Origin of the sequence: Bacillus sp. LNXM12-1 (assembly GCF_003004375.1) — a bacterium.
GTDB lineage: Bacteria > Bacillota > Bacilli > Bacillales > Bacillaceae > Bacillus.
This window is the reverse complement of sequence record NZ_PVWX01000001.1, coordinates 563,344-584,725: the sequence shown is the minus strand read 5'-3', so window position 1 is coordinate 584,725 and position 21,382 is coordinate 563,344. Positions and strand designations below refer to the sequence as shown.

Here is a 21,382-nt window from a genome sequence, read left to right as displayed (position 1 = left end):
AATCATATATGTTTAACGAACAATCACTCCCAGAAGAAATTCAAGCAATGATTGAAGCAAAAGCAAAAGGACTAGAAGAAGAATTCCGTCCGCTTATTGGAACAGGCGGCTATGAATCACAGGATACGTTTATCATACAAGATGCTATGATTGCACTAGCACTCGGCAAAAACGTTCTTTTAAAGGGGCCCACTGGGTCAGGTAAAACAAAACTAGCAGAAACTTTATCTGCTTTCTTTCAGCAGCCGATGCATAGTGTGAACTGCTCGGTTGATCTTGATGCAGAAAGTTTGATTGGCTATAAAACCATTCACAATGATGGTCAAGTTGCTTCTATTGAATTTATTGAAGGACCCGTAACGAAAGCGATGAAAAAAGGCCATCTTTTATATATTGATGAAATCAACATGGCGAAGCCGGAAACACTGCCTATTTTAAACGGCGTACTCGACTACAGAAAAATGATGACAAACCCATTTACAGGCGAGGTCGTTAGAGCAGATGAAGGCTTTGGCGTGATTGCGGCAATCAATGAAGGCTATGTCGGCACAGTGCCTCTAAATGAAGCGTTAAAAAACCGTTTTGTTGTGATTGACGTTCCATATATTGGCGGCGGTATCCTAAAGGATGTACTGCAATCTCAATCTGTATTAAAGGATGAACGGTTAATCGATCAATTCGTGCAGCTCTCATCAGACCTCATTACACAGGCGCACAACGGGCAGGTAAGTGAAGAAGCTGCATCTATTCGCGCACTCCTAGACACATGTGATCTTGCGCAATACATCCCGCCGCTTCGTGCAGTTGAACGAGGGATTGTTGAAAAGCTAGAAGATGACCGGGAAAAAGCAGCGGTAAGAAATATTGCCCAAACATTATTCGAGTGAGGTTCTGACTTTTGAAATTCATCAAATTTAATGACAGCAGAATCGATTCATTTTTATTTATGGAATTAACGGATTTAGCTAAAACGTTAGCAAAAAGTGATGATGTCGAGCTTGAATACGGAGTGCATTCTTACTATGAGCCTTTTGAAAAGAAAATTTTCATCAGCCATTTTTGGGATGATCGTAAACAAGAAGACATGACAGCCGGGCTAAAAAGTGATGTGTTCCTCCGTGCAGTAGGAACCGTTTATAGTGATCTGACTGTCTTTCAGGAAATTATTCGCTATGCCCATACAATTTCCATTCCTGATCTATGTAAACAATTGTTTATGCTGTTTGAAGATATCCGGATTGAAGAGCGAATTAAACGCGATCGCCCAGGAACAAAAAAGGTATTTAAACGAAGAAGAGAGCTGTACCGGCGACACTTTAAGACGCAATTAACAATTAACCAAGAGCGAAGCATTCTAACGGATGCACTCTATTGTGCAATGTATGTGAAGCTGACAGCTGATTCGCCGCTGGAAGAGATTCCGCCTCTACACGAGCGGATCAACCCAATGATTCCGTTTGTTGAATCAAGTCTTGAGCGTGTATATGAAGCGGGTTCAACCGGAGATATCGCAGTCATTGTCAAAGAATTAATGGAAGGCTTTGATGAGCTTCTTGATAAGGATATGCTGAATACGTACTTTTTCTTCCCGGAATTGGACTATGAAAAATCGGCAAAAGAACCGCTGTTTCATGACTTGAAAAGAAAACCTAAATTAAGTGAGGACATCAAAGTCGACCGGGAAAAAGAGGGCGATGAAGATATCCACCAGGAGTATATGGAAGTGTGGCATCGAGAAACAGAAGCGCCGTCAAAAAGCTTCCTTCAATTTGATTTAGAGCACGGCGGTAAAAGTGATCTCGGGAAGGATGCAGCAAGAGAAGGCGATGACGGAGATCAAGCACTCGGCACTGTCCAAGGCTCTGCCAAGCAAACATACCGAAAAGATTATTCAAAGCTTGAGGCGCTGGAAGAGGCTGAAGGGGAAGAAAGCGGGGCGGATGCTCATGAGAAAGGAAAAGAGAACAAATATGCGTTTCCAGTCATGATTTCACCTGATCCTCCCGCGCCAGAACAAATCAATGTATACAAGCAGCACGCTAAGGAGATTGAGCCTTATCAGAAACGCTTAAAACAGATGATTCAAAAAACGCTCGAACACAAAAAATCATGGCCAAAAACGGACCTTCATGCAGGGCGTCTGAGTAAAAAGCTGATTCGTTATTTTACAGAGTCTAACCCGCGTCTTTTCTATAAAAAACAGGCACCTTCTTCGGAGATTGATGCTGTTTTCACTTTATTAGTAGACTGTTCTGCCAGCATGTTTGACAAGATGGACGAGACGAAAAAAGGAATTGTTCTATTTCATGAAGCGTTAAAATCCGTTCAAGTCCCACATCAAATTGTAGGATTTTGGGAAGATACAAACGACGCAACCGAAACAAGTCAGCCGAACTATTTCAACACGGTCGTGTCGTTCAAAGATTCTTTATTTGATGCAGGTCCTTCCATTATGTCCCTTGAACCAGAAGAGGATAACCGGGATGGCTATGCGATTCGCCAAATGACAAAAATGATTTTAAAACGAAGAGAAGAGCAAAAGTTTCTCATTGTCTTTTCAGACGGAGAGCCAGCTGCCTTCAGCTACGAACAAAATGGGATCGTCGATACACATGAAGCAGTTCTTGAGGCGAGGAAAAAGGGCATTGAGGTGATCAATGTGTTTTTATCCAATTCGCCGATCGAAGAAGCACAGATAAAAACCATTCAAGATATGTATGGCAAGTTCAGCATTTTTGTACCAGATGTCGATACATTGCCGGATGTCTTATATCCATTACTGAAAAAATTACTGCATAAAAGCATTGGGGCATAAGGTTTTGCCCCTTTCTTCAAAATATTTTTCGGAATGATTTAAATTTTTTGTTTTTCTGTGAATTTTTTATCTTTAATTGAACAAAGAATGTAGAAAGTAATCCGAAACAGTGGTAGAATATTATTGGAAGCGTTTTATTACATAAATTTGGTCATTGTGTTCTGGAAGTTATATCGAGATAGTGTTCAATCACTTGATGATCAAAGTTGGGGGTAGTGTTCAAAATGTTTCAAAATGATGTGAAACAACCGTTGAGTTGGGAAGAATTTCATGGTCCGAACCTCGGCTATGTGCTCGAGCTCTACGATCAGTATGTCCAGGATCCTACTAGTGTTGATGAAGATCTAAGAGGCATATTTGATGAACTTGGTGCACCACCGAGTGAAATGAAGGAGGAAATTGGGAAAAAAGAAAATAGCGTAGTTACTTCTGAACAAATCCAAAAGATAGCATCAGTCGTTAAACTGGCAGAAGACATCAGAACGTATGGCCATTTAAATGCTTCCGTCAATCCTCTTCGCAAAGAAAAGGAATTACAAGAGCTGTTTCCTTTAAAGGAGTACGGTTTAACAGAAGAAGACGTCAAGAATATTCCAATATCTATTATTAGTCCTGACGCACCAAAACACATTTCAAACGGCATAGAAGCCATTAACCATTTGAGAAATACGTATAAGCGTACCATTTCATTTGAGTTTGATCACGTACATGATTTCGAAGAACGAAACTGGCTCTCAAAATCGATTGAGTCTGGTGAACTATTTAAGAAAAAACCAGCGGATAAACTAGTTTCTGTTTTCAAGAGATTAACAGAAGTTGAGCAGTTCGAACAGTTTCTTCATAAAACATTTGTTGGGCAAAAGCGCTTCTCAATAGAAGGATTAGACGCACTTGTCCCAGTACTTGATGAAATTATTTCAGAGTCTGTTACACAAGGGACTTCAAATATTAACATTGGAATGGCACACAGAGGCCGTTTAAATGTATTAGCACATGTGTTAGGAAAACCATATGAGATTATTTTCTCAGAATTCCAGCATGCGCCAAATAAAGAGCTTGTTCCATCAGAAGGCTCTATCGGCATCAGCTACGGGTGGACAGGTGATGTAAAGTACCACCTTGGAGCAGATCGCCAAATTAAAGACGAAGATACAAAGAGTGCAAGAGTCACGCTTGCCAATAACCCAAGTCACTTGGAATTCATTGATCCAATCATTGAAGGAAGCACACGTGCCGCTCAGGAAACACGTACTCAAAAAGGTTATCCAGCCCAAGACGTTGAAAAGGCATTAGCCATCTTAATTCATGGTGATGCGGCATTTCCTGGAGAAGGAATTGTGGCAGAAACATTAAATTTAAGTCAACTTGTAGGCTATCAGGTGGGCGGAACAATCCATATCATTGCAAACAATATGATCGGATTTACAACAGAAAGCAATGAATCTCGCTCAACAAAATATGCAAGTGACCTTGCAAAAGGATTTGAGATTCCAATTGTTCACGTCAATGCAGATGATCCAGAAGCATGTTTAGCGGCTGTTCAGCTAGCTGTAGAATACCGCAAACGCTTTAAGAAGGATTTCTTAATTGACTTGATCGGTTACCGCAGATTCGGTCATAACGAAATGGATGAGCCTTCTACGACTCAGCCGATGCTGTACGATGCAGTCAGAAAGCACAAAACGGTCAAGAATATCTTTGCAGATAAACTTGTTACAGAAGGTCTTCTAACGAAAGAGCAGCGTGAAGAAATCGAGCAGGCTGTAGCGACGAAAATAGAAGAAGCCTATCAAAAGGTGCCTTCAAAGAAAGAGCATACGATTCAAGAAATTGAACTGCCAGAACCAGTATCAAATGGCTTCCCAGCAGTAGATACATCAGTAGAATTTGATGTATTACGAAAGCTGAATGAAGAATTGATCAGCTGGCCGGAGGATTTCCAAGTATTTGGTAAGCTCAAGCGGATCCTTGAAAAACGTGCAAAAGTGTTTACAGATGACCGTAAAGTAGAATGGTCGCTTGGGGAAGCACTTGCATTTGCATCTATATTAAAAGACGGTACGCCAATTCGAATGACCGGACAGGATTCAGAGCGCGGTACTTTTGCTCAAAGAAACCTTGTTCTTCACGACAGTCAAACTGGAGATGAATTTATTGCTCTTCATGAGCTGAGTGATGCAAACGCATCATTTACTGTTCATAATAGTCCACTGTCAGAGGGCTCAGTGATCGGATTTGAATATGGTTATAATGTCTATTCTCCTGAAACGTTAGTCATTTGGGAGGCTCAATTTGGAGACTTCGCAAATGCGGCTCAAGTGTATTTCGATCAATTTATTTCAGCTGGCCGCGCAAAATGGGGGCAAAAATCAGGTCTAGTGATGCTCTTGCCGCATGGATATGAAGGACAAGGACCTGAACATTCAAGTGGTAGAACAGAGCGTTTCCTGCAATCAGCTGCTGAGAATAACTGGACAGTGGCGAACTTGACAAGTGCAGCACAATACTTCCATATCCTTAGAAGACAGGCGAAAATGCTGCTTCGTGAAGAGATTCGTCCGCTTGTCATCATGACACCGAAGAGTCTGCTTCGTAACCCGAACACATTGTCTGAAGTCCAGGAATTAACGGATGGGCAGTTCCGTCCAGTTCTTGAACAGCCAGGCCTTGTGCATGATCACGAAAAAGTATCGCGCCTCGTGCTATCTAGCGGGAAGGTATCAATCGATATTAGTGATCGTTTTACCCAAATGGAAGAGCCGAAAGATTGGCTTCACATTGCGAGAGTGGAACAACTATATCCATTCCCAGCCAAAGATATTAAAGCGATTTTATCGAAACTAAAAAACTTAGAAGAAATCGTATGGGTGCAAGAAGAGCCACAAAATATGGGGGCTTGGGGATACATTGAGCCATATTTACGTGAAATTGCGCCTGAAAAAGTAAAAGTACGTTATATCGGCCGAAGAAGACGTTCAAGTACGGCTGAGGGTGATCCAACTGTGCATAAAAAAGAACAAGAACGAATTGTATCTGATAGCTTGACTCGCAAAAACTAAGGGGGAAATGAAAAATGGCGGAAATTAAAGTACCTGAATTAGCGGAATCGATCTCGGAAGGAACGATTGCCCAATGGCTAAAGCAGCCGGGCGATTATGTGGAGCAGGGAGAATACCTGTTAGAACTTGAAACAGATAAAGTCAATGTCGAACTGACAGCCGAAGAATCTGGTGTACTGAAAGAAGTGCTGAAGGATTCTGGTGACACTGTACAAGTTGGAGAAGTCATCGGAACAATTGCAGCAGGTGAAGCTGGCGGAAGCGAGTCCGCAGCTCCAGCACCTGAGCAAGAGTCTGCACCAGCTTCGAAAGAAGAACCGGCAGCTGCTCAAAAAGAAGAAGCAGTGAAAGAAGAGCCGAAATCTGGTAATGGCAGAACCATCGCTTCTCCTGCAGCTAGAAAACTAGCGAGAGAGAAGGGACTAGACTTATCTGAGATTCCAACCGTAGATCCGCTGGGCAGGGTACGAAAGCAGGATGTCGCTTCTTATCAAAAGAATGAAGCACCTGCAAGTGCACCGAAAGCCGCGCCAAAAGCAAATGCTGCGGTGCAAAATGAGCAACCAGGAAAGCCTGTTGAACGTGAGAGAATGTCACGCCGCAGACAAACGATTGCAAAACGTTTAGTTGAGGTTCAGCAAACGGCTGCGATGCTGACGACATTTAATGAAGTAGATATGACGGCTGTGATGGACTTAAGAAAGCGCCGTAAAGATGCGTTCCTTGAACAAAATGATGTAAAGCTTGGCTTCATGTCCTTCTTCACAAAAGCAGTTGTAGCAGCACTGAAGAAATATCCGCTACTTAACGCAGAAATTCAAGGTGATGAGCTTGTCTTGAAGAAATTCTATGACATCGGCATCGCTGTTGCTGCAAACGAAGGACTTGTCGTACCGGTTGTCCGTGATGCAGACAGATTGTCGTTTGCAGGGATTGAAAAGGAAATTGGTCATCTTGCGAAAAAAGCAAGAGATAACAAATTGTCTCTGAATGAGCTACAAGGTGGATCATTCACGATCACTAACGGTGGAACATTCGGTTCACTGCTTTCAACACCAATTTTAAACAGCCCTCAAGTTGGAATTTTAGGTATGCATAAAATTCAGCTTCGTCCAGTGGCAATTGATGAAGAACGTTTTGAAAACCGTCCGATGATGTATTTAGCTCTTTCTTACGACCACCGAATTGTCGATGGTAAAGAAGCAGTTGGATTCCTTGTCACGATTAAAAACTTGCTTGAAGATCCGGAGCAGCTATTGCTTGAAGGATAATCTCCAATTTGAAAAGCTAGCACCCGTTAAGGTGCTAGCTTTTTTTCTTTTTCATTTTCAGGATTTCCTTTTTTTGACCAATATGTTGCAAGCCAGGAACCAGATAAATTATGCCACACACTAAAAATGGCACTTGGAACGGCTGCAAGTGGCGAGAAGTGCGCTGTTGCTAGAGCTGCACCGAGTCCAGAGTTTTGCATGCCAACTTCGATCGAGATCGCTCTACGAGAAGGGATATCCATTTTGCACCACTTTGCGATCAGGTAACCAAATAAAAGACCAAGTCCATTATGTAATATAACAACCGCCAATATCAGCAGTCCAGATTGAAGAATCTGCTCTTTATTTGCACTGACAACCGCAGCAATGATCACCACAATTCCGGCAACAGATACAAGCGGCAGTGCTTGAACCGCATACGATACTTGTTTTTTAAAAAACAATTTCACAAGAATACCTAAAATAATAGGGATTAAGACAACTTGTACAATGGATAAAAACAGAGCCTCTGGTGATACAGGTAACCAAGATCTTGCAAAAATTAAAATGAAAACAGGGGTTAAAAACGGCGCAAGCAATGTTGATATGGTGGTTACAGCTACAGATAAAGCTGTATTTCCTTTCGCCAAAAAGGTCATGACGTTCGATGCTGTACCGCCTGGGCAGCAGCCTACGAGAACAACTCCTACTGCGATTTCAGACGGAAGCCGCAGTCCGTAAGCTAACAAAAAGGCAAGAAGCGGCATGAGTGTGTACTGCGTCAGCACCCCGATCAGAACATAAAGAGGTTTTCGAAACAGTTCTTTAAAATCTTCAGCGGACAAGGTAAGCCCCATTCCAAACATAATAATACCGAGTAAAAAAGGAATATACGGTCCAATCTTAGAGAATTCGGCAGGAAAGGCAAATCCAAAAAGTGCAAAGACAATGACCCAAATCGCAAAGGTCCTTCCTGCAAAGTGACTAATAGTTAAAAGAATCTTCATTTATTGTTTCAACTCTCTTTCCTTACATATCTTTTTTATTTTAAACGAATTTTCTGAAAAAACAACCCATTCTTTATAGTGATGATCATAATAAAATTATGTAAACTAAATTGAATTAAAAACCCCCATATAAGCATTTGCCTATATGGAGTATCGTCTTAAAAAGGGGTCCATTTCACTTGCTGAGCTTGCTTTAGTCGTGCTTCTGGCTCACGCCAGTCAACGACATTCCACCAACGGTCTACATATTGTGCTTTTTCATTCAGATATTGCAGATAGTAGGCATGTTCCCATACGTCAAGAGCTAGAAGAGGGATCACATCCCATTGTGATAGAAATTGATGGCGTTCGGCTTGTAAAATCTCTAATCGTTGAGATCTTGGTGCCCATACAAGAATGGCCCAGCCAACACCTTCTACTTGTTTGGCTGCAGCTGAAAATTGGGATTTGAATGCATCATAGCTTTCAAACGATTGTTCAATAAGACGAAGCATTTGACCAGTGGGCTTTCGTTTTCCTGAAGGACTCATAGAAAACCAAAAAATGCAATGTAAATAGTGTCCCGCACCATTGAAGGCAAGCTCCCGTTCCCAATGCTTGATCATTTTAAAATCATTGGTTCTTCTCGCTCTTTTTAAGGCAAGCTCAGCTTGGTTCAGACCATCAACATATGATTGATGATGCTTCTGGTGATGCAAATACATAATCTCTTTTGAAATAAACGGTTCTAGTGCATCATACCGGTAAGGGAGCGGAGGTAATTTATGGTCGCCAGCTGCCACATCTCGCATTGCTTCTAGTGGTTTCATATCCTCTGCAATACTTTCAGCCAATTCGTACCACTCTTCTTCACTGGAATATTCATCATTCATGATGAACGATAAATGTTCTGTTTTCTGACGGATGTTGTCATCTTGAACTGCACCTTGAATGGAGCTAAGCCAATCTTTAAGCTGCATGCGATATTCTTCCTTATTCATTTTTACGCCTCATTTCTTCTAAAAATGTGGAACAAGCCATCATTGGAAAGACAAATGGATAGCTATGATAGGTGATGTAAAATTGCTTTGGAAGACCAATGCCTACTGGATAGTGCAAGGCTTCACTCGAGTGCTGATGATGAATCAAAAATGAGATGGCTTTTAAAATTGTTGTGTGATCCGGCTTCTCATATTGTAAAAGTGCCTCAGCAGCCCAAGCCGTTTGAACCACTGTTCCAAATGGGAGCGGGACATATCTTTTTACCTCTGCACTTTTACACGATTCTCCGAAGCTGCCATCTTCCAATTGAATTGTTTTTAAAAATCGACACGCTTTTTGAACAGCAGGATGCGATGAGGGGATGCCAGCAGCCTTTAGTCCTGTTAATGCAGCCCAGGTTCCATAAATATAGCAAACGCCCCATCTGCCAAACCATGATCCGTTGTTCTCTTGATGATCAAGAAGCCATTTTACGCAATGATCTTTTTGCCTTTGCATGAGTGGTGACATGTTGTTCTCTTCAAGACCAATGAGATGAAGCACACGACCTGTAATATCAGGAGTAGATGGGTCAATGGCCGCATCCTCAGCAGATTCGAGCGGAAGATGACGAAGCAAGAAGTGATCTTGATTTTTTTCAAAAGCAGAAAAGCCGCCATCACGGTTTTGCATGGAAAGAAGCCAATCAAACCCTCGTTTCCACTGAACCGGTGCGTAGGTGTGAGGAATGGCTTTTAACACAATTTGCGTATCATCACAATCAGGGTTATTTGTGTTCAAATCTGAAAAACCAAAGCCTCCCGGAGCCGCATGCCGGTTATGAATCGCCCAATCTGCTTTCTTCATTTGCTGCCGGTTCAATAAGTACGTAAAAGACTTTTCGATAACTGGATCTTCTTGTGTTCTGCCTGCTCGCTGAGAAGCATAACTGACAAGCGCTGTATCCCAAACTGTGGATGTAGAATTCTCAGCATATTTCCTGCCCCCACAGTCAGTGACTATCTTTTTCATCCCTTTAACTGCTTTTAAAATGAGATGATGTCCTGGAGAGTATCCAAGACTCATGAGTGCATAGACCATAAAAATACTGGCACTTAAATAGCTGTACAGCGTGCCATCTTTTTCAAGGCGGTCAAACATATACCGCTTCGCTGCCTCATACCCGAAAAAGTCGAGGCGGCTGTCGAGTGCTGTATACGACCGCATGTACGCTAGAAAGTGGTGAGTGGAACGTTCTTCTCTTGCCATAAACCAGTCAAAAGGATTTTTAGACATGTTCGCATCAAGATGTGCTAAGCTTGGAAACTGTTCATGAGAGGTATATCGTTTGTTGAGTGCAATCATCATTGGGACAAAATGAATTCTTGCATATGCACTAAGATGATAGAAGTGCAGCGGAAAGTATGTAGGGATGAGTAAAAATGAAAGTGGCGCATAGAAGTATGGCCAAGGGTGCATGCCATTGACGGCAAGCATCCACTTTGTCATAAAATGAACGTCTTTTAATCCGCCTTTTGATCGAATAAAGTGTGCTGCTTTTTCCATATGCGGCTCATCTTGTTGAAACCTCCCTGAAACGAGCATTCCACAATAGCCTTGCACAGTCGCTGTTACATGTCCCGATTGATCATGATACAAAGAAAAAGAACCATCTTCATTTTGCTTTTCGCGAATTGCTTCTGCCAATTGATGAACGAGTGCCTGGTCCGAATCACCGACAGCCTTTAACAGCATAATCAAAAAAGCATTTGTCATCATTGGGCCTTCAAAGCAGAAGACAAAAGCGCCATCTTCTCGTTGTCTGCGTAGCATTTGCATGTGCAATTCATCAATAAATTCGTTTACTTTCGTTTTGAAATCTTGCATATGCGGCCATGCTCCTTTCCTTTATTACTATATTCAGGAGACTGCCTGTCACATGCAATCACAAAAAAAAGCCGATGACATGGTCACCGGCTTTATAGGCGTCATTAGTCTTGGAGATTAATCCACACACTTTTGACTTCTGTATAGTTGTTAAGGGCGTATGATCCCATTTCTCTGCCAAGACCTGATTGCTTGTATCCTCCAAACGGGGCTGCAGCATCAAAGACATTATAGCAGTTGACCCAAATCGTGCCTGCTTCAAGACGTGCAGCAATGTCATGGGCATGTTTTAAGTTTTCTGTCCAAAGTCCTGCTGCTAATCCATAGTCAGACTGGTTGGCTCTTTCGACCACTTCATCAATGGAATCGTATGGAATCGCAGATAGGACAGGCCCGAAGATTTCTTCTTTTGCGATGGTCATGTCATCTTCTACATCTTTAAAAACAGTAGGGGAGACAAAATAGCCAGCCTCATAAGGGCAATCGCCACCGACAACGGCTGTTGCACCTTCAGATTTACCTTTTTCAATATATCCTAACACGCGCTCATGCTGTTCTTTACTTACAAGAGGTCCGATTTGCGTATCTTGATGAAGACCGGCGCCTTGCTTGAGGGATGTCGCATACTTAGCCATTTGATCGACAACCTCATCATATTGACTCCGGTGAACAAAGACTCTAGAACCTGCAGAGCACACTTGGCCTTGGTTAAACATGACCCCATTTAAAGCACCTGGAATGGCTTTCTTTAAATCGGCATCTGGCAATATAATATTTGGTGATTTTCCGCCAAGTTCTAATGTGACCCTCTTAATGGATTTGGCTGCTTTCTCCATGATGAGTTTCCCAACGCTTGTTGACCCCGTGAAGGCAAGCTTATTTACATCAGGGTGATCGGTTAATGCGTTTCCAGCTGTTTCACCAAATCCAGGAACGATGTTAATCACACCTTCTGGGAAGCCGGCTTTATCCACTAATTCAGCTAAATAAAGAGCAGAGAGGGGTGTTTGTTCTGCTGGCTTTAAAACGATGGTGCAGCCAGTTGCAAGTGCAGCACCCATTTTCCACATGGCCATGAGCAGCGGGAAGTTCCAAGGAATGATTTGTCCTACAACACCAACAGGCTCATGACGGGTATAATTAAAATAACCTTGACTGACAGGAATGGTTTGTCCGCTTATTTTGGTCGTCCAGCCCGCATAATAGCGCATATGCTCAATGGCGAGAGGGATATCTGCATTTGTTGTTTCATTAATTGGTTTTCCGTTATCTAAAGTTTCAAGCTGCGCGAGCTCTTCTTGGTTTTCTTCCATTAAATCAGCAAGCTTGAACATGAGGCGGGCGCGTTCAGCGGCAGACATTGAGCACCATGGGCCTTGAAAGGCTTTTTTGGCAGCCTTTACTGCTTCATCAATGTCTTTTGCACCTGCTTCATATACATCAATAAGGGTTTCACCTGTGGCTGGGTTAGGAGTCGAAAAGGTTTTGTTATCGTGACTTGTGACAAACTGACCGTTAATGTAGAGTTTTTTCGTCCCTTGGAGAAAAGAATCGAGTTTTGAACTAATTTGAAGTGTTGTAGAGCTCATAAATAAACAAACCTCCTTAAAGATATGGGTTGTTCTGCGAGTTCTAGGTGGAAAAGCGGACCTGAAGCAAATGAACCAGTATACGCACATGTGTGTAAACGTATACATTCATCATATTACACGACATGTTTAAAAGCAATCCATAACACTCATTGCATTTCACGAAAAATTGGCTACAATAAATGTATAGATGAAAAAAGGAGTTTTTAAATCATGATCCATCAAAACTGGCAAACGGCTCAAACGTTAAAGCAAGTAAAATGTATACATACGAATGCGAAAAAATATATGGTCGATCGTGCACTAACGGTTGGAAGCACATATGAAGTGAAAAATGAGACAGAAGAATTCCTGTTTGTCGTTGATAATACAGGTAAAGTAGGCGGGTATTATAAAGAGTATTTCGAAGACATTTCTGCTGAATGATTTTAGTGATCATCACTCATACTAAGAAAAACAGTAAAGGGTGATGATGATGAAAAAGAAGCAAACAGACGAGCAGAATAATCAAAATGCTTGGCATGATCACGAAGATGCTGATATGGCGATTACGCTTGAGCAGATTTCCGATGTATATGCCGAGGGAACCATTGATACACCAAAAGACGAATAGTCCAGATTGTTGACAAAGTGCTAAAATGATCTTTATTTTAGCACTTTGTCTTCATTTTTCAGCGTGACATGAAAACCTTTGCAGTCTAGGAAGAATGAGTACCGGAGCGGAGCGAATTTGACATTCGTGAGCACCGGCGCGCAGGACTGACAAAGAATGCGAGGTTTTGTATACACGCTGACAGTGATTTGAAAAAATCACTGTTTTTTTATTGGTAACATTCAGCAATTTTTCTCAAAAAGAACTGAAACTTTTTTCCTGCTTTAACTGTCTAAATAAGTAGAGGAAAGAGCATCGAATCAAAAAGAAAAAGTTAAATGAAATTTAATCTATTCGTAATGGAATAACGACCATTTATAGCGTATTCTATAAGTGAGAATAAAACGTACCCACAGAGCGTGCGTCCGTTTTTTCATAAAGGAATTTGATGGAGGAAGAGGGGGTTTACGTGGGTATTTTTTCTGTCAGTAAACAAAATGATAAGAAATTCGAATCCTTACTAATTGAAGGGGAAAGAATTGAGGCTGTTTACAGACTGCGTCACGACCAAATTTGTTTCACCAATAAACGACTGATCTTTGGCGATAACCGCGTATTTTCTAAGAAGAAAGTCAGGGTCTCCTTGCCGTATCGATCAATTGAAAGTTTTGCCATTCAAGAAGCTGGCGTGTTTGATCAGGACACAGGTATGCTGCTTGTCACAAGCTCAAAAGTATTTGAACTCGATTTTTCGAAAGAGACGGATTTGAGTGATGTGCAAGCCATTTTGACAAAACATCTTTGCTGATCAACCTTGCGATTACATAGATCATGCACTTTTCTCATTCTACTTATTTTAATAGATCGCACATTTCCTGAGCCCTTACCCATATTTTCTGGGAAGGGCTTTTTTTGTTTAGGTGTTTGAATGATAGCAAAAAAGGATAAAGATGAAACAGATACAGAAAGGAGAATGAACAATGAAAGTATTAGTTGCTGGAGCAAATGGACATACAGGCAGGCTCGTCATTCGTTATTTAAAAGAAAAAGGACATGAGCCGCTTGCTCTCATTCGAGATGAAAAACAAGCGGATGCGCTAAAGGAACTTGGTGCAGCGCCTGTCATCGGTGATCTTGAAAAGGATGTGACAGATGCTGTGAAACAAGCAGATGCTGTCATCTTTGCAGCTGGTTCAGGCTCAAAAACAGGTGCAGATAAGACGATTGCAGTGGATCAAGAAGGTGCAAAACGCCTTGTCGACACAGCGAAAAAAGAAAACATTCAGCATTTTGTTATGCTGAGTTCCTATAATGCCGATGACCCAAACCAGGGAAAAGGGCAAGGAAGTATGGAAATTTATTATGAGGCGAAAAGAAAAGCAGATGAACACTTAAAACAGTCTGGGCTTTCCTATACCATCGTCCGTCCAGGCGCCTTGCTGCATGATGAAAAGACAGGAAAGATTGAAGCTGCGGAGCATATTCCAGATGATCAAAACATTGAGATTTCAAGAGAGGACGTAGCCGCTGTACTTGTGGAAAGCTTAACGGAATCCAATGTGAAAAATAAATCCTTTGACTTGATTAAAGGGGATAAACCAGTAGAAGAAGCACTTCGCACCATGTAAGAGAAGAAAGCTGCTGCCAAAAAGGCGGCGGCTTTTTTGATGTTTTCAATTCCCTTGCAGCGGGAAGTTAATGAGAAAGGAGTGATTGACCGTGGGCTTAACGAAAGAACAAAAAGCTGATTTATACGAAAGATTGAATCAATTAAAAGAAGATGTGAAAGGGTCAAAAAAGAAAGAAGAATCTATGCTAAGTGAATCCAGCGAGATTTCAAATGGTGTTGGGAACCATATCGCTGATCATGGGAGCATCTATTTAGACCGCATGACAGAACAAACGCTGGATCAAGTTGATGGCCAGCTTGAAGACGAAATTGATGCAGCACTAAAACGAATGGAAGACGGAACATATGGGATATGTGAGAAAACAGGGAAAGACATTCCATATGAACGTTTAAAAGCAGTCCCCTATACACGTTATTCAATCGATGCGAAGAAAAACGAAGAAACGACTCAAGACCCAAACGAGTTTGACCGTAATTTCTCTGATCAAATGTGTGATTTAACAAATAGAGAAACAATGGATCAGATGCATTCAGATACGTATGAACGATTAGAGGAAGAGCAGGATGTTGACATAGACGAAGAAAAATAGGATAATAAGTGGAAGTTACATTTTTTCAGAATAATGTTTTCTTATGTGTGCAAGGACAAATATCTTGTATACATAAGTATTTCTTAGAAAAAAGATCTCTTGAAATTTAATAAACTTTCGTGTAATATAGTTTAAAGGCTGCGATGCGCGTAATGTTAATTAAGTTTTAACCTTTAAGCTGTAATAGGGAGTTTTATATTGAAGCCGGAATGTCATGCCTCCTTAGAGAGGAAGACAGGAACGTTTCTGCAAACACCCACTTTGAGGAGTGGTGGTTTAAAACTTTCTTACTTAGATTACGGCATCCGCAGCTTTTCCTAGGATGATTCAAGCCATTTTCCATTTCGGAAAATGGCTTTTTATTTTGTGAAAATGCGAAATTGGACAGATCGCCTGTAGAGGCAAGAATATATGTTAAAATGGACAAAACTAATGACGGAGAGGGAATTGGATGTTAGAACAAGCAGAAGCACTCCTGAAACAATACTATGGCTTTGATGTCTTTAGAAAAGGACAGAAACAAGCCATTGAAGCGATTGTAAATAAACAAAAGGATACTGTCTGCATTATGCCGACAGGCGGAGGGAAGTCAGTTTGCTATCAGATCCCTGCCCTTATGATGGAAGGTACAACGATCGTTGTATCTCCGCTTATTTCTTTAATGAAGGATCAGGTCGATGCGTTAAATGAGATGGGAATACGTTCTTCCTTTTTAAACAGCACACTTTCCGCAGCTGAAATGAATGAAAGGCTGAAAAAATGCGAAAATGGGGAATATGAGCTGCTTTATATCACACCTGAACGCTTACAAAATGAACGTTTTTTTCAGCTGCTGGATCGGTTAACGATCCCTTTAATCGCGATTGATGAAGCGCACTGTATATCTGAGTGGGGGCATGATTTTAGGCCAAGTTATCGCTTCATTCAAGAATGCTTGAACAAGCTGTCAAAAAGGCCGGTGATTGTCGCATTAACAGCTACAGCGACGAAAAAGGTTCACCAAGATATATGTGAACAGCTTGGCATGAACGCAGAAGAAACCATCTTTACTGGGTTTGCTAGAGAAAATTTGTCCTTTCAAGTGATCAAAGGGGAAAATAGTGACCGTTTTATCACACAATATATGAAGAAAAACAGTCTTGAGTCTGGCATTATTTATACAGCAACTCGTAAAGAAGCGGATAACATTTATAATCGACTAAAAAAACAAAAGATCAAAGCTGGCGTTTATCATGGCGGATTGGATGACCATACGAGAGAAGAGCAGCAAAACCTGTTTTTAAATGATGACATCCAGGTTATGGTCGCTACATCAGCATTTGGCATGGGAATCAATAAGTCGAATGTACGTTTTGTGATCCATCATCAAATTCCAAGGGATATTGAAAGCTACTATCAAGAAGCTGGGCGTGCCGGCAGAGACGGGCTTGAAAGTGAATGCATTTTACTGTTTTCACCACAAGGCGTAAGAGTGCAGCGCTTTCTCATTGAGCAGTCAACAGAAGATGAGGTGCGCTATCAGCATGAACTGCTTAAATTAAGGCAAATGGTGGATTACTGTCATACTGAGCAATGTCTGCAGCAATTTGTGATGGACTATTTTGATCAAACAGCTAGTTCGCCTTGCGGTAAATGCAGCAACTGCCTTGATGAAAGAGAGCGTGAAGAGGTCACAAGAGAAGCACAGATGGTGTTATCTTGTACAGTGAGGATGAATGAGCGATTCGGTAAAATGATGATAGCCCAAGTACTGGCAGGCTCTAAAAACAAAAAAGTGCTTGAGCTAGGTTTCGACCGTCTCCCTACATATGCTTTAATGAAACAACATTCGGCTCAGCAAATCAGTGACTTCATTGAATTTTTAATTACAGAAGAGTATTTGCACATGTCTGAAGGTGCTTACCCAACACTTAAGGTGACCCATAAAGGGAAGAAAGTGTTAGTTGGACAAGAGACAGTGTATAAAAAGCAGGCGATCAAAGCAGAGGCCATTCAAGAAAATGATGCATTATTTGAGCGATTGAGATTGCTGAGAATGAAGCTAGCTAGAGAGCAAGGCGTCCCGCCATTTGTTGTATTTTCTGATCAAACATTGAAGGAAATGTCAGCTGTAGAGCCTAAAACAGATGATGAATTACTCCAAATTAAGGGGATTGGCGCTCAAAAAAGAGAGAAATACGGAGATGTTTTTTTAGAAGAAATTCGTTTATTTATAGAAAAAGAGAAAAAATAAAGTGTTTAAAGAAGAAAAATAAATTTTTTTCGCTGCACTTGGACACGTTTTCATCAGGTCGTTTTCGATCCTTTTAAAACCTTGATATGGCGGGGAATCAAGCCGTTTTGTGGTCTGGTTTACCAATGGAGAGAGATGTTTCATGTAAAGGAACTGTAATCTAAAACATATCGTTTTGTTATTGAAATGACATTTACATATGTTACGATAGCACTCGTTAGCCGCCATAAAAAGCTAACAAGGGAGGATTTACTTTATGAAGAAGACTATTATGTCCTTGGTTGCTGTTGCAGCAATCTCAACAACAGCATTTGGAGCGCAGCAAGCTTCTGCAAAGGAAATCACTGTACAGAAAGGTGATACACTTTGGGGAATCTCACAAAAAAATGATGTGTCTCTAAAGGACCTAAAGGGTTGGAACAATTTATCTACTGATATGATCTATGTAGGTGATAAATTGACAATCTCTTCAAAAGAGAAAACTCAGGAGCAGTATAAAGTCCAGAAGGGGGACAGCCTCTGGAAAATCGCTCAAAAATTTAATGTGTCAATTAGCGATATTAAGTCTTGGAATAACTTAAACTCAGATATAATTATGATTGGTTCAACACTAAGTGTTGCTGGTCAAAGCTCGGCTCCGGTAAGCTCAGAACCTGTTCAAAAACAGGAACCTGTCCAAAAAGAGCAAACAACGAAAAAAGCTGCTCCTAAAAAGGAAACAGCTAAAGCAGAATCATCTTCTGCTAGTCAAAGTGTACAAAAAGAAATGACTGTTACGGCTACGGCTTATACAGCAAATGATGGTGGCATCTCAGGTATCACTGCAACAGGGGTAAACTTAAACAAAAACCCAAACGCAAAAGTTATTGCAGTAGATCCTAGTGTCATTCCATTAGGAAGTAAGGTTTATGTTGAAGGCTACGGTGAAGCCATCGCAGCAGATACTGGCGGCGCAATTAAAGGTAACAAAATTGATGTACATGTACCAAGCAAATCCCAAGCGCAAAATTGGGGCGTAAAATCAGTCAAAGTAAAAGTACTTAACTAGTAAACAATTGTTTTTTTGGAAGAAAGCATCAGGTGGCGGCCTGATGCTTTTATTATACCCTTTTTTTGGTCAAAAATACACATATTTTTCTGAAAAGTTTGCATTTTCGACAAAAACCAGCGCATATCTTATGATACACGCTGGTTTTTGTCGTTAGCTGTCCACCCAATAAATTTCTCCGCTTTGTTCTTTCCAATTGATTTGGACATCAAATTGATGCTTTTCATAAAAATGAATCAAGCGATCCACGTGATTCCAGTCCCTTTTGACGAGGTCGCCAGTAATCACTGGTATGTTCTGCTCTCTTGCGATTTCTTTTAAATGCTTCATACAGATGGAGCCGTACCCATTATCTGGCGGGCCTTTAATATCGGCAATATGAATCTTTCCTTCTTCAGGATATTCCGCAATTAAGGAAAAATCAGATTGTCCGCGAAAAGCTTTTTCACAATCGCTCAACATAATTTTACATGTATCTGCACTTTCAATGGCAGAGACGATCATCCACTCATCTTCTTTCGCTTGATCGATGCCAATGATTTTTGCTTTTTTCGAAATATCTTTCATATTTTCTTGCATTCGATACATTTGGAACTGCAATTGCTGTAATTCTTGCTCTAACGTCTTCACATCTTTGGCTGTTTCCTGTAAGATTGACAAGTCCATTACTCCTTTCATATCAGAAATGATAAAAATCACATAAATTCCAATTCTAAAGGAAGTGGATGGATCTTTCAAGTCGTTAGAACGCCTGCAACCCTTAAGTTTGTCTAAAATTCGACGAAGACAGCGAATTCATTGACTTTATAGAGAAAGTTAAATAACATACTCTTAGTCGGAACTAATAAAGAGAGGTTTTCAAACATGAACGAACAGAATCAAAAACCGAAAAATTTCACTGGTATTGTGATCATTTTAACAATTGCCATAAACGGATTAATCGCTTTATTATTTTTAATGCCAAAATCAGATAAATTTAGTCATCTGGATATTACATTTTTGCCGTTACTTAATGCCGTGATGAACAGCTTTACGTTTATCTTTTTACTTTCAGCACTCATCATGATTAAACAAAAGAACATTAAGGCGCATAGACGATTTATCTTTGCTGCATTTTCAACGACACTTGTCTTTTTAATTTCGTATGTGACGTATCATTCAATGGCAGCTGATACCCATTTCGGAGGAGAAGGGATCATCCGTCCAATTTACTTCTTTATTTTAATCACACATATCGTCTTATCAGCTGTAATTGTACCGCTTGCCCTGATTACTCTGTTTAGAGGTGCACAGATGCAAGTCGAGCGTCACCGTAAAATTGCCCGCTGGACAATGCCGCTATGGCTTTATGTCAGTCTCACTGGCGTCATTGTGTATATGATGATTTCTCCATATTACAGCTAACGTATGCCCAACTGGACATACGTTCTTTTATTTACAAGAGGCAGTGCTTTGGATAAAATGGGAATTGGGTATCCGACTTGCACGGTATCTTCCCATCTATAGACTCACATCATTTCTGGCCGTTTGCTCGTTTGGAGAACAACAATTGAACGAAACGGGGGTTGTATGATGACTGAACAACTGCAGTATAAACCGGGGCTTGAAGACATTGTGGCAAGCGAAACGTCTATCTCATACTTAGATGTGCAGCAAGAAGAAATTGTAATTCGCGGGTATGACCTCATCGAGTTGGCACAAAAAAAGACCTATTTAGAAACAGCCTATCTGCTTATTTATGGAAGATTACCAGATACCATGGAATATCACCAATTTCAGCAAGACATTTCCTCACAAACCAACTTACATCCAACCATTCAAACCATTTTAACAAAGCTGCCAAAAACCACTCATCCTATGGATGCCATGAGAACGTGCATATCTGCTCTTAGTGGGTACGATGATGCATTACATGATCGATCAGAAGCGTGCCAACAAAGGCGTGCTGTTCGATTACTCGGCCAGCTGCCGGCCATTGTTGCTAGAAGCTATCATATTCTCACAAAAGACGCCGCTATTTCTCCAGATCAGACCAAATCCAAATCCTACACTGAAACCTTTTTAGCCATGCTAACAGGACGTACTCCAACACAAGACGAAATCACCGCTTTTGACCAAACTTTCACATTATATAGTGAACATGAACTGCCTAATTCAACGTTTGCCGCTAGAGTCATCGCATCCACACATTCTGACATGTATGGTGCTTTTACTGGAGCGATTTCTTCATTAAAAGGTGACTTGCACGGAGGAGCGAATGAAGCTGTCATGCACATGCTTCTCGAAGGAAAAACAACGGAAGGCTTCCTTGCGCTGATTGAGCGAAAATTAGCCGCAAAAGAAAAAATGATGGGCTTTGGCCATAGGGTATACATGAGAAAAATGGACCCAAGAGCCGCTCTTTTAAAACGATCATTGAAAACGCTTACGGAATCAAAGGGAGATACAACGCTTTATGACATGTGTGTAGCAGGAGAGGCATACATGAAAGAGAAGAAAAACCTCTATCCGAACCTTGATTATTACGCTGCACCTATTTATTACGTGCTCGGGATTCCGATTTCACTTTATACACCGATTTTCTTTGCTGCGAGAGCTAGCGGATTAGCTGCCCATGTCATTGAACAGCATTTGCATAATCGCATTTTTAGACCGAGAGTCCGGTATTTAGGGCCAAGAGGATTAAAAATCTCAGATGATGATAGAAAAACGGGGGAATGAA

General features: G+C 41.0%; 18 protein-coding genes and 1 other RNA gene. 14 read left to right on the top strand and 5 right to left on the bottom strand.

Going from position 1 to position 21,382, the window contains the following annotated elements; all coding sequences use genetic code 11:
* Window positions 1-8 precede the first annotated feature (8 nt).
* The 4 genes from C6Y07_RS02900 (at window position 9) to odhB (ending at window position 7,145) form a co-directional block, all read left to right on the top strand.
* Complete coding sequence (locus tag C6Y07_RS02900; protein WP_060596551.1) at window positions 9-887, top strand: ATP-binding protein; 879 nt, start codon at window positions 9-11, stop codon at window positions 885-887.
* 11 nt (window positions 888-898) lie between these two features.
* Window positions 899-2,815 carry a vWA domain-containing protein gene (locus tag C6Y07_RS02895; protein ID WP_106156227.1) on the top strand — a complete coding sequence of 639 codons (1,917 nt, stop codon included), beginning with the start codon at window positions 899-901 and terminating at the stop codon, window positions 2,813-2,815.
* A 224-nt stretch (window positions 2,816-3,039) separates the two neighbouring features.
* Complete coding sequence (sucA, locus tag C6Y07_RS02890; RefSeq protein WP_106037312.1) at window positions 3,040-5,874, top strand: 2-oxoglutarate dehydrogenase E1 component; 2,835 nt, start codon at window positions 3,040-3,042, stop codon at window positions 5,872-5,874.
* 14 nt (window positions 5,875-5,888) lie between these two features.
* On the top strand, window positions 5,889-7,145 hold the full coding sequence (gene odhB, locus C6Y07_RS02885; protein ID WP_034660924.1) for a 2-oxoglutarate dehydrogenase complex dihydrolipoyllysine-residue succinyltransferase: 1,257 nt from the start codon (window positions 5,889-5,891) through the stop codon (window positions 7,143-7,145).
* Between the two features lie 26 nt (window positions 7,146-7,171).
* Here odhB and C6Y07_RS02880 read toward each other — a convergent pair whose 3' ends face one another.
* From C6Y07_RS02880 to C6Y07_RS02865, 4 genes are all read right to left on the bottom strand, one after another.
* Window positions 7,172-8,131, bottom strand: a complete 960-nt coding sequence (locus C6Y07_RS02880) for a bile acid:sodium symporter family protein (RefSeq protein WP_106037311.1) — start codon at window positions 8,129-8,131, stop codon at window positions 7,172-7,174.
* Between the two features lie 158 nt (window positions 8,132-8,289).
* Window positions 8,290-9,111, bottom strand: coding sequence for a superoxide dismutase (locus C6Y07_RS02875; RefSeq protein WP_060596547.1), 822 nt, complete (start codon window positions 9,109-9,111; stop codon window positions 8,290-8,292).
* On the bottom strand, window positions 9,104-10,978 hold the full coding sequence (locus tag C6Y07_RS02870; RefSeq protein ID WP_106039172.1) for a terpene cyclase/mutase family protein: 1,875 nt from the start codon (window positions 10,976-10,978) through the stop codon (window positions 9,104-9,106). The genes C6Y07_RS02875 and C6Y07_RS02870 overlap by 8 nt, the downstream gene beginning before the upstream one ends.
* 104 nt (window positions 10,979-11,082) lie before the next feature.
* Window positions 11,083-12,567 carry an aldehyde dehydrogenase family protein gene (locus C6Y07_RS02865; protein WP_106156226.1) on the bottom strand — a complete coding sequence of 495 codons (1,485 nt, stop codon included), beginning with the start codon at window positions 12,565-12,567 and terminating at the stop codon, window positions 11,083-11,085.
* 213 nt (window positions 12,568-12,780) lie between these two features.
* On the opposite strand from C6Y07_RS02865, the gene C6Y07_RS02860 reads away from it, so the two are divergent.
* The 8 genes from C6Y07_RS02860 (at window position 12,781) to C6Y07_RS02825 (ending at window position 18,660) form a co-directional block, all read left to right on the top strand.
* The gene (locus C6Y07_RS02860; protein WP_012010250.1) at window positions 12,781-12,993 is read left to right on the top strand and encodes a DUF6501 family protein; all 213 of its coding nucleotides are present in this window, start codon (window positions 12,781-12,783) and stop codon (window positions 12,991-12,993) included.
* Window positions 12,994-13,042: 49 nt separating this feature from the next.
* The gene (locus tag C6Y07_RS02855) at window positions 13,043-13,180 is read left to right on the top strand and encodes a DUF4025 domain-containing protein (protein WP_223249850.1); all 138 of its coding nucleotides are present in this window, start codon (window positions 13,043-13,045) and stop codon (window positions 13,178-13,180) included.
* 448 nt (window positions 13,181-13,628) lie between these two features.
* Window positions 13,629-13,967 (top strand): PH domain-containing protein, encoded by a 339-nt coding sequence (locus C6Y07_RS02850; RefSeq protein ID WP_024422682.1) that lies wholly within the window; start codon window positions 13,629-13,631, stop codon window positions 13,965-13,967.
* Window positions 13,968-14,139: 172 nt separating this feature from the next.
* Entirely contained in the window at window positions 14,140-14,787 is a 648-nt protein-coding gene (locus tag C6Y07_RS02845) for an SDR family oxidoreductase (protein WP_106061629.1), read from the top strand.
* 91 nt (window positions 14,788-14,878) lie between these two features.
* Window positions 14,879-15,379 (top strand): TraR/DksA family transcriptional regulator, encoded by a 501-nt coding sequence (locus C6Y07_RS02840; protein ID WP_106156224.1) that lies wholly within the window; start codon window positions 14,879-14,881, stop codon window positions 15,377-15,379.
* A 132-nt stretch (window positions 15,380-15,511) separates the two neighbouring features.
* Window positions 15,512-15,697: non-coding RNA, 6S RNA (ssrS, locus tag C6Y07_RS02835), on the top strand.
* A gap of 133 nt (window positions 15,698-15,830) precedes the next feature.
* Window positions 15,831-17,612 (top strand): DNA helicase RecQ, encoded by a 1,782-nt coding sequence (recQ, locus tag C6Y07_RS02830; RefSeq protein ID WP_066030772.1) that lies wholly within the window; start codon window positions 15,831-15,833, stop codon window positions 17,610-17,612.
* Between the two features lie 256 nt (window positions 17,613-17,868).
* Entirely contained in the window at window positions 17,869-18,660 is a 792-nt protein-coding gene (locus tag C6Y07_RS02825; protein WP_060596542.1) for a LysM peptidoglycan-binding and 3D domain-containing protein, read from the top strand.
* A gap of 153 nt (window positions 18,661-18,813) precedes the next feature.
* Here the strand turns inward: C6Y07_RS02825 and C6Y07_RS02820 are convergent, their stop codons facing one another.
* Window positions 18,814-19,326, bottom strand: a complete 513-nt coding sequence (locus C6Y07_RS02820; protein WP_060596695.1) for a GNAT family protein — start codon at window positions 19,324-19,326, stop codon at window positions 18,814-18,816.
* Window positions 19,327-19,524: 198 nt separating this feature from the next.
* Here C6Y07_RS02820 and C6Y07_RS02815 point away from each other — a divergent pair, with 198 nt between their 5' ends.
* Together C6Y07_RS02815 and mmgD are read left to right on the top strand one after the other, a co-directional pair.
* The gene (locus C6Y07_RS02815; protein WP_003215636.1) at window positions 19,525-20,064 is read left to right on the top strand and encodes a DUF420 domain-containing protein; all 540 of its coding nucleotides are present in this window, start codon (window positions 19,525-19,527) and stop codon (window positions 20,062-20,064) included.
* A 168-nt stretch (window positions 20,065-20,232) separates the two neighbouring features.
* Window positions 20,233-21,381 (top strand): citrate synthase, encoded by a 1,149-nt coding sequence (mmgD, locus tag C6Y07_RS02810; protein ID WP_106156222.1) that lies wholly within the window; start codon window positions 20,233-20,235, stop codon window positions 21,379-21,381.
* The last annotated feature ends 1 nt before the right edge of the window (window position 21,382 follow it).